At 63.2% G+C, this 15,088-nt stretch carries 12 protein-coding genes and 1 pseudogene; 2 read left to right on the forward strand and 11 right to left on the reverse strand.

What is annotated here, in order from left to right:
• From fdhA to APH42_RS21520, 7 genes are all read right to left on the reverse strand, one after another.
• Positions 1-1,179 (reverse strand): formaldehyde dehydrogenase, glutathione-independent (fdhA, locus tag APH42_RS21490; protein ID WP_060494180.1); only part of this gene is annotated, 1,179 nt, incomplete at its 3' end.
• Between the two features lie 274 nt (positions 1,180-1,453).
• The gene (gene purU, locus APH42_RS21495; protein ID WP_012270122.1) at positions 1,454-2,311 is read right to left on the reverse strand and encodes a formyltetrahydrofolate deformylase; all 858 of its coding nucleotides are present in this window, start codon (positions 2,309-2,311) and stop codon (positions 1,454-1,456) included.
• 12 nt (positions 2,312-2,323) lie between these two features.
• Positions 2,324-2,956 carry a sarcosine oxidase subunit gamma gene (locus APH42_RS21500; protein WP_012270121.1) on the reverse strand — a complete coding sequence of 211 codons (633 nt, stop codon included), beginning with the start codon at positions 2,954-2,956 and terminating at the stop codon, positions 2,324-2,326.
• A gap of 174 nt (positions 2,957-3,130) precedes the next feature.
• Positions 3,131-6,145: a sarcosine oxidase subunit alpha gene (locus APH42_RS21505; RefSeq protein WP_060494181.1), complete on the reverse strand. Its 3,015-nt coding sequence runs from the start codon at positions 6,143-6,145 to the stop codon at positions 3,131-3,133.
• On the reverse strand, positions 6,142-6,477 hold the full coding sequence (locus tag APH42_RS21510) for a sarcosine oxidase subunit delta (protein ID WP_060494182.1): 336 nt from the start codon (positions 6,475-6,477) through the stop codon (positions 6,142-6,144). Before APH42_RS21510 ends, APH42_RS21505 begins: the two co-directional genes overlap by 4 nt.
• A gap of 14 nt (positions 6,478-6,491) precedes the next feature.
• Positions 6,492-7,742: a sarcosine oxidase subunit beta family protein gene (locus APH42_RS21515; protein ID WP_003255680.1), complete on the reverse strand. Its 1,251-nt coding sequence runs from the start codon at positions 7,740-7,742 to the stop codon at positions 6,492-6,494.
• Positions 7,743-7,757: 15 nt separating this feature from the next.
• A complete protein-coding gene (locus APH42_RS21520) occupies positions 7,758-9,011 on the reverse strand; it encodes a serine hydroxymethyltransferase (protein WP_003255681.1) in 1,254 nt (417 codons plus the stop codon).
• Positions 9,012-9,350: 339 nt separating this feature from the next.
• On the opposite strand from APH42_RS21520, the gene APH42_RS21525 reads away from it, so the two are divergent.
• Entirely contained in the window at positions 9,351-10,391 is a 1,041-nt protein-coding gene (locus tag APH42_RS21525; protein ID WP_012270118.1) for a low specificity L-threonine aldolase, read from the forward strand.
• Between the two features lie 53 nt (positions 10,392-10,444).
• On the opposite strand, the gene APH42_RS30890 is transcribed toward APH42_RS21525, so the two are convergent.
• The 4 genes and pseudogenes from APH42_RS30890 to APH42_RS21540 form a co-directional block, all read right to left on the reverse strand.
• The gene (locus tag APH42_RS30890; protein ID WP_374701061.1) at positions 10,445-11,182 is read right to left on the reverse strand and encodes a methyl-accepting chemotaxis protein; all 738 of its coding nucleotides are present in this window, start codon (positions 11,180-11,182) and stop codon (positions 10,445-10,447) included.
• Between the two features lie 126 nt (positions 11,183-11,308).
• Positions 11,309-12,382 (reverse strand): annotated as a pseudogene (locus APH42_RS30895) (cache domain-containing protein); the annotation flags it as partial.
• Positions 12,383-12,587: 205 nt separating this feature from the next.
• Positions 12,588-12,890, reverse strand: coding sequence for a cell division protein ZapA (locus tag APH42_RS21535; RefSeq protein ID WP_012270116.1), 303 nt, complete (start codon positions 12,888-12,890; stop codon positions 12,588-12,590).
• Positions 12,887-13,117, reverse strand: coding sequence for a hypothetical protein (locus APH42_RS21540; RefSeq protein ID WP_060494183.1), 231 nt, complete (start codon positions 13,115-13,117; stop codon positions 12,887-12,889). The genes APH42_RS21535 and APH42_RS21540 overlap by 4 nt, the downstream gene beginning before the upstream one ends.
• A gap of 265 nt (positions 13,118-13,382) precedes the next feature.
• Between APH42_RS21540 and APH42_RS21545 the strand changes: the two genes are divergently transcribed.
• A complete protein-coding gene (locus APH42_RS21545) occupies positions 13,383-15,008 on the forward strand; it encodes a methyl-accepting chemotaxis protein (protein ID WP_012270114.1) in 1,626 nt (541 codons plus the stop codon).
• Positions 15,009-15,088 lie beyond the last annotated feature (80 nt).

The raw sequence follows: 15,088 nt of genomic DNA on the forward strand, positions 1-15,088 counted from the left end.
GTGCGGGTCGATCACAAACTTCTTCGGCACACCCGCATCAAACTCGCCATACCCTTCCGGCGCCTGATCCAGGTTGATCACCTGCACACCCACCACCTCAGCAATATTGATCCGATCCCACATGATCGCCTGCATCAGCTGGCGGTTGTACTTCATGGTCGGGGTCTGCCCGGTGTGGAAGCTGTGCGACTTCGCCCAGCCCAGGCCAAAGCGGATGCTCAGCGCGCCGATCTTGGCAGCGGCATCCACCGCACCCGGGTCTTCGGTCACGTACAGGCCTGGAATACCGATGCTGCCGGCAACGCGGGTCACCTGCATCAGCGAGTTCAGTACAGTGGCCGGGGCTTCATGCTTGGCACCTTCGTGACCATGGCCACGGGCTTCGAAGCCAACGGCGTCAACGGCGCAGTCCACTTCTGGCTCGCCGAGAATATCGACGATCTGCTCATGCAGCGGGGTGTCCTTGGACAGGTCGACCACCTCGAAGCCCTGGGACTTGGCGTGGGCCAGGCGGGCAGGGTTCAGGTCGCCCACGATCACGCAGGCAGCGCCCAGCAGGCGGGCCGAGGCAGCGGCGGCCAGGCCGACTGGCCCAGCGCCCGCGACGTAAACGGTGCTGCCTGGGCCTACGCCAGCAGTCACGGCACCGTGGTAGCCGGTTGGCAGGATGTCGGAGAGGCAAGTCAGGTCACGGATCTTTTCCATGGCCTTGTCGCGCTCTGGCAGTTTCAGCAGGTTGAAGTCGGCGTACGGCACCAGCACGTATTCAGCCTGGCCGCCAGTCCAGTCGCCCATGTCGACATAGCCGTAGGCACCACCAGCACGAGCTGGGTTAACGGTGAGGCAAACACCGGTGTGCATCTCTTTGCACGAGCGGCAGCGGCCACAGGCGACGTTGAACGGTACCGATACCAGGTCGCCGATCTGCATGCGCTCGACGTCGCTGCCCTTCTCGACGATTTCACCAGTGATTTCATGGCCCAGAACCAGGCCGACCTGGGCAGTGGTACGGCCACGGACCATGTGCTGGTCGGAGCCGCAGATGTTGGTGGAGACCACCTTGAGGATGACGCCGTGTTCGATCTTCTTGCCGCGCGGGTCCTGCATTTTCGGGTAGTCGATCTTCTGCACTTCGACCTTGCCGGCGCCGAGATATACCACTCCACGATTGCCAGACATGCTCTTACCTCGCTTGATTTTTATTTATGCAGCGGTGGTTGAACGCGCCGCCATCCATGGGCGGCATGTGTTTCTGGAATGCAGGGAATTGTGGGCCTGATGGGGCGAGATGCACTGACTGAAAACGACAGGGGGATGCCTTTTTACGGCAGACCAAAAGCTGGGGCCGCTTTGCGGCCCTATCGCGACACAAGGCCGCTCCTACAGGGGTACGCGATCGCCTGTAGGAGCGGCCTTGTGTCGCGATAGGGCTGCGCAGCAGCCCCAGAATTGTTCAGAGAACGACCGTCCGGTTGGCGTTGAGGAACACGCGCCGCTCGATGTGATACCCCACAGCCCGCGCCAAGGTCAGGCACTCGATGTCGCGCCCTTTGGCGATCAAATCTTCCGGGTAATGGCTGTGGTCCACCACCTCCACGCCCTGGGCAATGATCGGCCCTTCGTCCAGGTCGTTATTGATGTAGTGCGCCGTGGCCCCGACCATCTTCACGCCCTTGTTGTACGCCTGGTGATAAGGCTTGGCACCCTTGAACCCAGGCAACAACGAATGGTGAATGTTGATCGCCCAGCCATCCAGGCGCCGGCACAGCTCGGGCGACAACACCTGCATGTAGCGGGCAAGGATGACCAGCTCGGCGCCGGTCTCCTCAATCACCTGCAGCACTTTGCGCTCTTGCCCAGGCTTGTCCTTGGGGTCGAGGGCAAAGTGGTAGTAGGGAATCTTGTGCCACTGGGCCAGGGGTTCGAGGTCGGGGTGGTTGGACACCACCGCGACCACGTCCATGCCCAGCTGGCCGATGCGCTGGCGATACAGCAAGTCGTTCAGGCAGTGGTCGGCCTTGGACACCATGATCACCACCTTGGGGCGGTGGTTCGGGGCGGTCAGCTCGAAAGCCATGCCGAACGCTTCGCTGCGCTCGGCGAGGCCGGCGCGAAAGCCGTCCTCGTCGAAGCCATCAGGGGCACGGAACTCCACGCGAATGAAGAACCGCCCAGACTGCCGGTCATCGAAGGAGTGGTGCTCCGTCACGTAGCAGCGCTGCTCGAAGAGGTAACGCGTCACAACGTCGACGGTACCGAGCATGCTCGGGCAGTCGGCGGTGAGAATCCAGGTATCCGGTGCCCGACTCATGTTCTGCTCTCCTTAAGCCTCGATGCTCAGGCCGTACTCGGCCGAAGCGTCCTGCAGCCACAGCCACCAGTAGTCGGCGAAGCTGCGGCGAATCACCAGCTCCCAGGTGTCTTCGGCGGTGCGGCGGATCACCAGTTGCGATTTGGCGAACACGGTGCCGACAGCCTTGCCCACCGGGAAGTTGTTCGGGTGAACATCATAGCTGGTGGACTTCATCAGCACTTCGCGCACGTTCGGGCCGCGCAGCTCCAGCAGGCTTTGCCCGCCGCTGACGTTGACCACCTGGATATGCTGGCCGTCGAGGGCCGCGCGCAGCTTTTGCTCGACCGCCAGTTCCTGGCCGCCGGGCACGATCAGCAGCCACTCGTCAGGGCCGACCCATTGCAGCGACATGTCGTTGTTGGCGACCACGGTCAGCGCCACGGGCAGCTCCAGGCCCAGGGCCTTGTGCACGCCGGCGGCGAATTCCGGGTTGTGGCCATCACCGCGAAGGGTGAGGTGGCCGAGGAACTTGCGTTCACGCAGGGTCACGCCTGCGTTCTTGCGGCCTTTGCCAACCAGGCTGGCCAGGTCGGCGTGGTGCAGTGGCGACTGGGCCTTGGCCTCGGCGCCGGGGTTTTGCTGGAAGACGTTGATAGCGCTCATTTCTTACCTGCCTTGAATTCTGTAGGTCGCATGCGGTGCCATGGCGGGTGGTGCATCCTGTGGGAGCGGGTTTACCCGCGAATGCGAGGGTGGATTCACCGCCCTCTTCGCGGGTGAACCCGCTCCCACAGGGCCCTCATTACCAGCCCGGCACCGTTTGCCATCCGGGGGCCTTTAGACGTTCTGCCGCTCACCCTTCGGATCGAAGAACACCGAAGACACGATCTCCGCCTCGATCACGCTGCCATCCGCCTGCGGCGAGTAGACTCGCTCGCCCATGCGCTTGAGGCCGCCTTTGACCACACCCATGGCAAACGAGTAGCCCAGGGAGTTGGAGGCATAGCTGGAGGTGACGTGGCCAACCATGTCCATCGGGATCGGCTGTTTCGGGTCGAATACCAACTGAGCGCCTTCCGGCAGCCACTTGGTCGGGTCGACCGGCTTCAGGCCTACCAGCTGCTTGCGGTTCTCACGCACGCAGTCTTCGCGGTTCATGCCACGCAGGCCGATCCACGAGAACGGTTTGTTGCGGCCAACGCACCAGCTCATGTTCAGGTCGTCCGGGTTCATCGAACCGTCGGTGTCCTGACCAACGATGATGAAGCCCTTCTCGGCACGCAGTACGTGCATGGTCTCGGTGCCGTACGGGGTCAGGTTGTACTTCTTGCCGGCCTCGATGATCTGTTCCAGCACGCCCATGGCGTAGTTGGCCTGCACGTTGACTTCGTACGACAGCTCGCCAGTGAACGAGATACGGAACACACGGGCCGGTACGCCGCCAACGTTGCCTTCCTTCCAGGTCATGAACGGGAAGGCTTCCTTGTCCATGTCGATGTCGGTCAGCTCGCTCAGCAGCTTGCGGCTGTTGGGGCCGGACAGGGTCATGGTGGCCCAGTGGTCGGTGACCGAGGTGAAGTACACCTTCAGCTCCGGCCATTCAGTCTGGTGGTACAGCTCCATCCACTGCAGCACGCGCGCGGCGCCGCCGGTGGTGGTGGTCATGATGAAGTGGTTGTCGCCGACGCAGGCGGTTACGCCGTCGTCGAAGACCATACCGTCTTCCTTGCACATCAGGCCGTAGCGGGCCTTGCCCACGTCGAGCTTGGTCCAGGCGTTGGTGTAGATGCGGTTGAGGAACTCACGGGCGTCCGGGCCCTGGATGTCGATCTTGCCCAGGGTCGAGGCGTCCAGCAGGCCCACGCTGTCGCGTACGGCCTTGCATTCACGGGCCACGGCGGCATGGATGTCTTCGCCGGCTTTCGGGAAGTACCACGGGCGCTTCCACTGGCCGACGTCTTCGAACTCGGCGCCGTTCTTCACGTGCCAGGCATGCAAGGCAGTGAAGCGCACGGGCTCGAACAGGTGACCACAGTGACGGCCCGCTACCGCGCCGAAGGTGACCGGCGTGTAGTTGGGGCGGAACATGGTGGTGCCCATTTCCGGGATGGTGATGCCGATCGAACGGGCGGCGATGGCCAGGCCGTTGATGTTGCCCAGTTTGCCCTGGTCGGTACCGAAGCCCAGCGCGGTGTAGCGCTTGACGTGCTCGACCGACTCGAAGCCTTCACGGGTGGCCAGCTCGATACCCGCTGCAGTCACGTCGTTCTGCTGGTCGACGAACTGCTTCGGCCCTTTGGTGCCTTTGTCGTGCGGCACCTGGAACAATGCCACGGTGGCCTCTTCCTTGCGCGCTACGGTTTTTGGCAGGGTGCCAACGGTTGCCTTGAAGCCCGCTTCGGTAGCTGCGCGCACACCGCCTTCGAAACCATCGGCAATCACATCGCCAAGGGCGTAGACACCGTTGATGCCCCCGACGCATTCGCGTTTCTGCGGTGCATCGCCCGGCACGAAGCCGAGAATGTCGTCACGCCATACCGGGCGACCGCCCAAGTGCGAGGCGAGGTGGACGATCGGGCTGTAACCGCCCGAGGACGCGATCAGGTCACACTCGAGGGTTTCGCCTGGGCTGGTGACTTTGTGCGCCTGCACATCGATGGCCGCCACGCGGGCGCCGGTGACGTGCTTGCTGCCTTTGGCCTCGACCACGGCGCTGGAAGTGAGGATGCGAATGCCTTTTGCACGGGCCTCTTCAACCAGCGAGCCACGTGGGTTGTGGCGGGCATCAGCGATGGCGACCACCTGCAGGCCGGCGTCGTGCCAGTCCAGCGCGGCGCGGTAGGCATGGTCGTTGTTGGTCGACAGCACCAGCTTGCGGCCAGGGGCCACACCGTAGCGGCGAACGTAGGTGGACACGGCACCGGCCAGCATGTTGCCCGGCACGTCGTTGTTGCCATACACCAACGGGCGCTCATGGGCGCCAGGCGCCAGTACCACACGCTTGGCACGCACACGGTGCACGCGGTGGCGAACCTGGCCGATCGGGGCGCGGTCGCCGAGGTGGTCGGTGAGGCGCTCGTGAATGGTCAGGAAGTTATGGTCGTGGTAGCCGTTGACCGTGGCACGTGGCAGCAGGGTTACTTCCGGCAGGCCTTCCAACTCTTTGACCACGGCGTTGACCCAGTCGGCGGCAGGCTTGCCGTCAAGGGTTTCGCGGGTGTCGAGCAGGCTACCGCCGAACTCTTCCTGCTCGTCGGCCAGGATCACGCGGGCACCGCTGCGCGCAGCGGCCAGTGCGGCGGCCAGGCCAGCAGGGCCGGCGCCGACGATCAGCACGTCGCAGTGCTGGTTCATGTAGTCGTAGCTGTCCGGGTCGTTCTGCAGCGGCGCACGGCCAAGGCCTGCGGCCTTACGGATGTACTTCTCGTACGTCATCCAGAACGATTTCGGGTACATGAAGGTTTTGTAGTAGAAGCCCGGCGGCATCATGCTGCCGCCTACCTTGCCGAGGATGCCCATGACGTCGTTGTTGACGTTCGGCCAGCCGTTGGTGCTGGTGGCGACCAGGCCTGCGTACAGCGCCTGCTGGGTGGCACGCACGTTAGGGATCTGGGTGGCTTCGCTGGAGCCGATCTGCAGGATGGCGTTCGGCTCTTCGGTGCCGGCGGCGATGATGCCGCGTGGGCGCGAGTACTTGAAGCTGCGGCCAACGATGTCGACACCGTTGGCCAGCAACGCGGCGGCCAGGCTGTCGCCGGCATAACCCTGGTAGGTCTTGCCGTTGAAGGTGAAGTTCAGGACCTTGCTGCGGTCGATACGGCCGCCGCTGGCGAGGCGATAGGTCTGGCTCATACTGTTTCCCCTTGGCCTTTGACGGTCGACGGTGCGTTCGCCGCTTTACCATTGGCGGTCACTTGCGGCTTCTCGCCAATCTTGTAGGTTTCCAGAATTTCGTAGGTCACGGTGTCGCGAGTGACGTTGAAGTACTGGCGGCAGCCGGCAACGTGGTCCCACAGTTCATGGTGAATACCGCGCGGGTTGTCACGGTAGAACATGTAGGTACCCCACTCCTCGTCGGAGCAGGCGTTAGGGTCCAGCGGGCGGGCGATGTGCGCCTGGCCAGAGGCGTGGAACTCTTCTTCGGAGCGCAGCTCGCCGCAGTGGGGACAAAAAATATGCAACATGACGGTGTCTCCGGTTAGTGGGCGACGGCGGCGGCGCCGTGTTCGTCGATCAGTGCGCCGTTGTAGAAACGGTCCATGGAGAACGGCGCGGCCAATGGGTGCATTTCGCCCTTGGCCAGGCTCGCGGCGAAGACGTTGCCCGAACCCGGGGTCGCCTTGAAGCCGCCAGTGCCCCAACCGCAGTTGAAGAACATGTTCTTGACCGGGGTCTTGGTGATGATCGGGCAGGCGTCCGGCGAGGTGTCGACGATGCCGCCCCACTGGCGGTTCATGCGCACGCGCGAGAGGTTGGGGAACATTTCGACGATGGCCTGCAGGGTGTGCTCGATCACCGGGTACGAACCGCGCTGGCCGTAGCCGACCCAGCCGTCGATACCGGCACCGATCACCAGGTCGCCCTTGTCGGACTGGCTGATGTAGCCGTGTACGGCGTTGGACATGATCACGCTGTCGATGATCGGCTTGATCGGCTCGGATACCAGCGCTTGCAGCGGGTGCGATTCCAGCGGCAGGCGGAAGCCGGCCAGCTTGGCCATGTGCCCGGAGTTACCAGCGGTGACTACGCCGACGCGCTTGGCGCCGATGAAGCCTTTGTTGGTTTCCACGCCGATGACCGCGCCGTTTTCCTTGCGGAAGCCGATCACTTCGGTTTGCTGGATCAGGTCAACGCCCAGGGCGTCGGCAGCACGGGCGAAGCCCCAGGCCACGGCATCGTGACGGGCCACGCCGCCACGGCGCTGCACGGTTGCGCCAAGGATCGGGTAGCGGGTGTTCTTCGAGCAGTCCAGGTACGGGATTTCGGCCGCGACCTGGGCGGTGTTCAGCAACTCGCCATCCACGCCGTTCAGGCGGTTGGCGCTGACACGGCGCTCGGAGTCACGCATGTCCTGCAAGGTGTGGCACAGGTTGTAGACGCCGCGCTGGGAGAACATCACGTTGTAGTTGAGGTCCTGGGACAGGCCTTCCCACAGCTTCATGGCGTGCTCGTACAGGTGCGCCGACTCGTCCCACAGGTAGTTGGAACGCACGATGGTGGTGTTACGGGCGGTGTTGCCGCCGCCCAGGTAACCCTTCTCGATCACGGCGACGTTGGTGATGCCGTGCTCTTTGGCCAGGTAGTAGGCCGTGGCCAAGCCATGGCCGCCACCGCCGACGATGACCACGTCGTACACCTTTTTAGGGGTTGGCGTGCGCCACATGCGCTGCCAGTTCTCGTGGTGGCTGAGGGAGTGCTTGAAAAGGCCGAAGCCCGAGTAACGTTGCATGGTGTGTGACTCCACTCAGCGGTAAACAGGGAAATCTGCGCACAGCGCCGCGACGTTCTTCGCCACATCGGCTTCGACGTCTGCGTCACCGAGGTTGTCGAGGATGTCGCAGATCCAGCCGGCCAGGGCCACGCACTGGGCGACCTTGAAGCCACGGGTGGTGACGGCCGGGGTGCCGATGCGCAGGCCCGAGGTGACGAACGGCGACTGCGGGTCGTTCGGCACGGCGTTCTTGTTGACGGTGATGTGCGCGCGGCCCAGGGCGGCGTCGGCATCTTTACCGGTAAGGCCCTGACGGATCAGGCTGACCAGGAACAGGTGGTTGTCGGTGCCACCAGACACCACGTCGTAGCCACGGTCGATGAACACCTGGGCCATGGCCTGGGCGTTTTCGATCACTTGCTGCTGGTAGGCCTTGAAGCCTGGCTCCAGCGCTTCCTTGAAGCACACGGCCTTGGCGGCGATGACGTGCATCAACGGGCCGCCCTGGGCGCCTGGGAATACAGCGGCGTTGAGCTTCTTCTCGATCTCTTCGTTGGACTTCGCCAGGATCAGGCCACCACGCGGGCCACGCAGGGTCTTGTGGGTGGTGGTGGTGACCACGTCGGCGAACGGGATCGGGTTCGGGTACAGGCCAGCGGCAACCAGGCCGGCAACGTGGGCCATGTCGACGAACAGCAGCGCACCGACCTTGTCGGCGATGGCGCGGAAGCGAGGGAAGTCGAGGGTCTTGGAGTAAGCCGAGAAACCGGCAACGATCATTTTCGGCTTGTGCTCGACCGCCAGGCGCTCGACTTCGTCGTAGTCGATCAGGCCGGTGTTGGTGTCGATGCCGTATTGCACAGCGTTGTACAGCTTGCCCGAGGACGACACTTTGGCGCCGTGGGTCAGGTGGCCGCCGTGGGCCAGGCTCATGCCGAGGATGGTGTCACCGGCCTGCAGCAGGGCCAGGTAGACCGCGCCGTTGGCCGACGAGCCGGAGTGCGGCTGGACGTTGGCGTAGTCGGCACCGAACAGCTGCTTGGCGCGCTCGATGGCCAGGGCTTCTACCTTGTCCACGTGCTCGCAGCCACCGTAGTAGCGCTTGCCCGGGTAGCCTTCGGCGTATTTGTTGGTGAGGCCGCTGCCTTGGGCCTGCATGACGCGCTTGCTGGTGTAGTTCTCCGAGGCGATCAGCTCGATGTGATCTTCCTGGCGCTGTTCTTCGGCATTCATCGCCGCCAGCAGTGCGTCGTCGTAACCCTGGATCTGGTCTTGCTTGCTGAACATCGTGTATCTCCCGGCAGCGATCGTTTTTTGTCGTAAGGCACTGTGGCCCTTTGTGGCGATGGTATGACTGGCGGGGTCGGGTCAGATGCCTGCGCACGCCTTGCAATGGCGCGTTTACGACATTCGTTGTTGTGCCGTTTGTGCCGGCCCTTTCGCGGGTGAACCCGCTCCCACAGGTACGGTGGTGCTCTGAAGGCTTGTGGTATCCCTGTGGGAGCGGGTTTACCCGCGAAGAGGCCAGCACAGACAACCCAGAAATCCGCCAATGCACAGCTTGTATAGGCAACCGCTGAATCGATGGTTTAGAGTGCTGTTCTGCGTCGTTCACAGGACCGTGTCATGACAGATAAGAGCCAACAATTCGCCAGCGACAACTATTCCGGTATCTGCCCCGAAGCCTGGGCAGCGATGGAGAAGGCCAACCACGGCCACGACCGCGCCTATGGCGACGATCAGTGGACCGAGCGCGCCTCGGAATACTTCCGCAACCTGTTCGAAACCGACTGCGAGGTGTTCTTCGCCTTCAACGGAACTGCCGCCAACTCCCTGGCCCTGGCCTCGCTGTGCCAGAGCTACCACAGCGTGATCTGCTCCGAGACCGCCCACGTCGAAACCGATGAATGCGGCGCGCCGGAGTTCTTCTCCAACGGCTCCAAACTGCTGACGGCGGCCAGCGTCAACGGCAAGCTGACGCCGCAGTCGATCCGCGAAGTGGCGCTCAAGCGCCAAGACATCCACTACCCCAAGCCCCGCGTGGTGACCATTACCCAGGCCACTGAAGTGGGCACGGTGTACCGCCCCGACGAGCTGAAGGCGATCAGCGCCACCTGCAAGGAGCTGGGCCTGAACCTGCACATGGACGGCGCGCGCTTTACCAATGCCTGCGCGTTCCTGGGCTGCAGCCCGGCCGAGCTGACCTGGAAGGCCGGCGTCGATGTGCTGTGCTTTGGCGGCACCAAGAACGGCATGGCGGTGGGTGAGGCGATCCTGTTCTTCAACCGCCAGCTGGCCGAAGACTTCGACTACCGCTGCAAGCAAGCCGGGCAACTGGCGTCGAAAATGCGCTTTTTGTCGGCCCCCTGGGTGGGCCTGCTGGAAGATGGCGCCTGGTTGCGCCATGGCAACCACGCCAACCATTGCGCGCAGCTGCTGGCCTCGCTGGTGAGTGACTTGCCAGCGGTGGAGCTGATGTTCCCGGTGGAGGCCAACGGGGTGTTCCTGCAGATGCCGGAGCATGCGATCGAAGCGCTGCGGGGCAAGGGGTGGCGGTTCTATACCTTCATTGGTAGCGGCGGGGCGCGCTTCATGTGTTCGTGGGATACCGAGGAAGCGCGCGTGCGCGAGCTTGCGGCGGATATCCGTAGCATCATTACCGCCTGAAAGCATGCTGGGAGGGCTTTGCCCTCCAAGGGCCGCAAAGCGGCCCCAGCAATCTAAAGCCTGAACCCACCCATCTGCCGCGCCAGATCATCAGCCAACCCACGCAACGCCTGGCACTCCTCGCGACACCCTTGCACCTCCGCCGCCGTTTCCCGCGCCAGGTCGGAAATCCCCTGCACCGTCCGGTTGATTTCCTCGGTCACTGCCGACTGCTCTTCCGTCGCCGTGGCCACCTGATGGTTCATATCACTGATGTGCTCCACCTGGTCGGTAATCGCGCCCAGCGACGCCCCGGTGCGCTGGCTCGACTCCACACCACTGCCAGTCGCCTGCTGCCCCGCCTGCATCGAACTCACCGCCGACCCCGCGCCCTGCTTCAGGCGCTGGATCATCTGCTGCACTTCGTCGGTGGACAGCTGTGTGCGCCGGGCCAGCGTGCGCACCTCATCGGCCACCACGGCAAAACCGCGCCCCATTTCCCCTGCCCGCGCAGCCTCGATAGCCGCGTTAAGTGCCAGCAAATTGGTCTGCTCGGAAATACTACGGATAACCGCTAGAACTTCATCGATCGAGGCGACTTCGTCGGCCAACTGAGTGACTGCATCGGCAGCCTTGCCGATGTCGCCCGACATGCCCTCGATACCCCGAATCGAGCGTTGCACCACCTCGCGCGCCTGCAACGCCTCGTCCCGCGCCGACTGCGAGGCTTGCGCCGCATCGCCGGCATTGCGGGCGATGTCCTGCACGGTCAGGCCCATCTCGTGCACGGCAGTAGCGACCATTTCGGTCATCTCTTGCTGCCGCCCCGAGCGCTCGGCCGTGTTGTCCACCACCTGAGTTACCTGCTCTACGGCCCGGTGCAGCCGCTCGGAGGTGCTCAACACCTCACCGATAAGGCTGCGCTGGCTGTCGAGAAAGCGGTTGAACCCCCGGGCCAGATCGCCCAACTCATCCTGGCGCGAATCATCCAGGCGGTGGCTGAGGTCTCCTGCGCCGCTGCCAATCTGCACCAACGCGCCGGTGACGCGGCGGATCGGCCGTACCAGGCCACGCGCCAACAGCACCACCAGCAGCAGTGACAGCAGGGCCACGGCGCCACCGATCAGGCTGGTCAACCAGACGGCCTGATGCATTTGTGCATAGATTTCCGACTCTGGCACTTCGGCCACCAGGGTCCAGTTAAGGTCGCGCAGTGGCAAACCAAGCGCCAGGTAGCTTTCGCCGTCACGGCTGAAGCGGCGGCTGCGCAGCCCCTCGCCTCCGGTCATGACACCCTTGGCTGCGTCCGCCCCAAGCTGCTCGGTGAGCTGGCGTTTACCACTGAAGGCTGCGTCTGGATGCACCTGGATCAGGCCATCGTTGCGCACCAGAAACACTTTGCCGTGTTCGCCGAAACTGAAATCGTGGATCAGCTTCGACAGCTCGGTCATGCGCAGGCCCATGCCGGCCACGCCGACCAGCTGGCCATTTTTTTCCACGCGGTAATCGATGAACAGCGCCAGCTCGCCGGTGGCACCATCGATGTCGATGTTGATCAACCGCTCGGCGCCGCTATCGATGTAGCCGTAGAACCACTTGTCCTTGGGGTTGCTGCGGCTGAGGGTGCGGTCCAGGCCGTTCTCGTTGTAGTAGTGGCCGGTTTCGGTCGCAGCGAACAGGGCAGTGAAGGCCTGGTTGCGCTGCTTGGCGGCGGTCAGGTATTCGGTGAATTGCGCTGCCTGGGCGGGCTCTTCACCAGCCGCCAGCCAGTCACGCAGCAAGGTGTTGCCGGCGATGTCTGCCGCTGCCACCAAAGGCTGGCCGAGCATGCGTTCGATGTCGTTGCGGATGGCTTCGATACTGGCTGGCAAGGCAGTGTCGACCAGGTAGCGCTCGGTGAGGCGGTTGAGCGCCACGGTGAAGATGACGACCACGACCAGGATGCTCGCCAGCAAGGCGGCGCCCATGCTGGTGATCAATTGCCACTGGATGCTCTTACGCCAGATACGCATGCCCTACTCCCCGCACATTATTGTTTTGCGGAAAGTGTATACACTTGCGTATCCAGTTAATCCAGTGACCTGGAACAATGAGTTGGGCCTTTGGGGCTGCTGTGCAGCCCATCGCGACACACGGCCGCTCCTACAGGGAAACGTATAACTGTTGTAGGAGCGGCCTTGTGTCGCGAAAGGGGCGCGAAGCGCCCCCAGCTATCGATCAGGACTCTGCAATGGTCCGCACGATGGCGTCCACCGTGGCGTCGATCTGCGCCTGGGTACGCGCTAGGGTCTGCTGATGCTCTTTCTGCAGCTCAACCTGCTTGGAGCACAGGTTGAGGGCAGCCAGCACCAACAGCTTGTCGCCGATCAGGGTCGGGTACTGACGCTTGGTTTCGTTCAGGGCAGTGTTGAGCATCCGTACCGCCTGGGCCAGGGTTTCTTCCTGACCTTCGGGCGCCTTGATCGAATAGTCGATGCCGAGAATCGACACCACATTGATCGGCTGCTCTTGCAGTCTCATGCGCCGACAACGCCCGCGCTGGCGCGCTCGACCAGTGCCTGGATGCGCGCTGCGGTAGCGCCGTTCTTCTCTTCCTGCTCCATCAGCGACAGCTGCAGGGTTTCGTTCTCTTCCTTGGCCTGGGCCAGTTCCTGGCCGAGGGCGGTGTTCTGATCGGTGAGTTGAGCGTTTTTCTGCATCAGGTCGCTGACCAGTTGCTCGATTTGATTCAGGGAAGCTTCCAGCATGGGTCTATCTCAGGTTGTTGCGAGGGGCGCACACGATAAAGAAAAGTGCCGCCCATCGCCATTAAATATCGGATTCATAAGGTGTCGAACCCGCAGATTGACAGGGTAACCGCCCCCTTGTTCCGACCTGAGTCAACCGCCGGTCAGGAAAAGGTTAGCTACCTCACAATTTTTGCCGGTCGCACTCAAGACTGGCCGGTCACGACCGATAGCCCGGCAAGTCATGTTTTGTCGCACTTTCCCCCTTGCCTGGATCCTCCTCTCCATGTCCCTACGCAACATGAATATCGCCCCGCGCGCGCTGCTCGGCTTCGCGCTTATCGGCCTGCTGATGCTCGGCCTTGGTATCTTCTCCCTGGTGCAGATGGGCAACATCCGCCAGGCTGGTGTTGCCATCGAGCAAGTCAGTGTGCCCAGCATCAAGATCCTCGACGAACTCACCGCGCTGAACCTGCGCATGCGCACGCTTTCCTACCGCCTGCTGCTCAACCGCGAACCGGAAACCCAACGCGATACCCTCAACCTGCTGGACCAGCGCAACAGCCAGATCGACCGCGCGCGCCAGGCTTACCTGCCGATGATCGGTGCCGCCGACGAACAGGCCGCGTTCGACCAGTACGGCCTGTTGCTCAACCAATACCGCCAGTTGGAAGCGCGCATGCGCACACTGAGCCAGGCCGACCGCCTGGACGAATTGCGCGACCTGCTCAACCGCGATTTGCTGGCCAACTCAGAGCAGATCAACAAGGTCATGGACACCCTGGTACGCATCAACACCGACCAGACCCGCGCCACCAATGACAAGGCCGCCAGCCAGTACGCCGCTGCTTTCGCCCTGGTGATCGGCCTGCTGGTTGCCGCCACCGTCCTGACGTTCGCCTGCGCCTTCCTGCTGACCCGCAGCATCGTCAAACCGATCGAAGATGCGCTCAAAAGCGCCGAACAGGTCGCCGACGGTGACCTGACCCACATCATCCGTGCCGAAGGCACCGACGAAGCCGCTCGCCTGCTGCGCGCCATGGCCCGCATGCAGGACAAGTTGCGCGACACCCTGCAACAGATCGCCGGCTCCGCCACCCAGCTGGCCTCGGCGGCCGAAGAGCTGAACGCCGTCACCGACGAAAGCGCCCGCGGCCTGCAACAGCAGAACAACGAGATTGAACAGGCCGCCACGGCCGTGACCGAAATGACCAGCGCTGTGGAGGAAGTAGCGCGCAATGCCGTGAGCACTTCGGAAGCCTCCAGTGAAGCCAGCCGCTCCACCGGCGACGGCCGTGACCTGGTGATGGAGACCGTGGGCGCCATCGAGCGCATGAGCGGCGATGTGCAGGCCACTGCCAAATTGATCACTCACCTGGCCGAGCAGTCGCGCGACATTGGCAAGGTCCTCGACGTGATCCGTGGCCTGGCCGACCAAACCAACCTGCTGGCGCTGAACGCCGCCATCGAGGCCGCACGTGCTGGCGAAGCGGGCCGTGGTTTTGCCGTTGTGGCGGATGAAGTTCGGGCATTGGCCCACCGCACCCAGCAGTCGACCAGCGAAATCGAGCGGATGATCGGCAGCATTCAAGGGGGCACGGAGGAAGCTGTGGAGTCGATGCGCACCAGCACCGAGCGTGCCGAATCCACCCTGAACATCGCCCGTGGCGCGGGCATGGCACTGGACACCATTGCCGGCGCGGTGGCGCAGATCAACGAGCGTAACCTGGTGATTGCCAGCGCGGCGGAGGAACAGGCGCAGGTGGCGCGGGAAGTGGACCGCAACCTGGTGAACATCAACGACCTGTCGGTGCAGAGTGCCACCGGGGCGCATCAGACCAGTGCGGCGAGTGCTGAATTGTCGCGCCTGGCCGTGGACCTGAATGGGTTGGTGGCACGGTTCCGTACCTGACCTGAAGTACCTGGGGCCGCTTTGCGGCCCATCGCGACACAAGGCCGCTCCTACAGCTACCGCGCAGTTTCATGGCTTGC

This window comes from Pseudomonas sp. NBRC 111140 (assembly GCF_001320885.1).
GTDB classification, from domain to species: Bacteria; Pseudomonadota; Gammaproteobacteria; order Pseudomonadales; family Pseudomonadaceae; genus Aquipseudomonas; species Aquipseudomonas putida_P.

Excerpts from the sequence above, each read along its gene's own strand:
- purU (WP_012270122.1), bottom strand. The coding sequence starts at position 2,311 with ATGAGTCGGGCACCGGATACCTGGATTCTCACCGCCGACTGCCCGAGC.
- APH42_RS21500 (WP_012270121.1), bottom strand. The coding sequence starts at position 2,956 with ATGAGCGCTATCAACGTCTTCCAGCAAAACCCCGGCGCCGAGGCCAAG.
- APH42_RS21505 (WP_060494181.1), bottom strand. The coding sequence starts at position 6,145 with ATGAGCCAGACCTATCGCCTCGCCAGCGGCGGCCGTATCGACCGCAGC.
- APH42_RS21510 (WP_060494182.1), bottom strand. The coding sequence starts at position 6,477 with ATGTTGCATATTTTTTGTCCCCACTGCGGCGAGCTGCGCTCCGAAGAA.
- APH42_RS21515 (WP_003255680.1), bottom strand. The coding sequence starts at position 7,742 with ATGCAACGTTACTCGGGCTTCGGCCTTTTCAAGCACTCCCTCAGCCAC.
- APH42_RS21520 (WP_003255681.1), bottom strand. The coding sequence starts at position 9,011 with ATGTTCAGCAAGCAAGACCAGATCCAGGGTTACGACGACGCACTGCTG.
- APH42_RS21525 (WP_012270118.1), top strand. The coding sequence starts at position 9,351 with ATGACAGATAAGAGCCAACAATTCGCCAGCGACAACTATTCCGGTATC.
- APH42_RS30890 (WP_374701061.1), bottom strand. The coding sequence starts at position 11,182 with ATGACCGAAATGGTCGCTACTGCCGTGCACGAGATGGGCCTGACCGTG.
- APH42_RS21535 (WP_012270116.1), bottom strand. The coding sequence starts at position 12,890 with ATGAGACTGCAAGAGCAGCCGATCAATGTGGTGTCGATTCTCGGCATC.
- APH42_RS21540 (WP_060494183.1), bottom strand. The coding sequence starts at position 13,117 with ATGCTGGAAGCTTCCCTGAATCAAATCGAGCAACTGGTCAGCGACCTG.
- APH42_RS21545 (WP_012270114.1), top strand. The coding sequence starts at position 13,383 with ATGTCCCTACGCAACATGAATATCGCCCCGCGCGCGCTGCTCGGCTTC.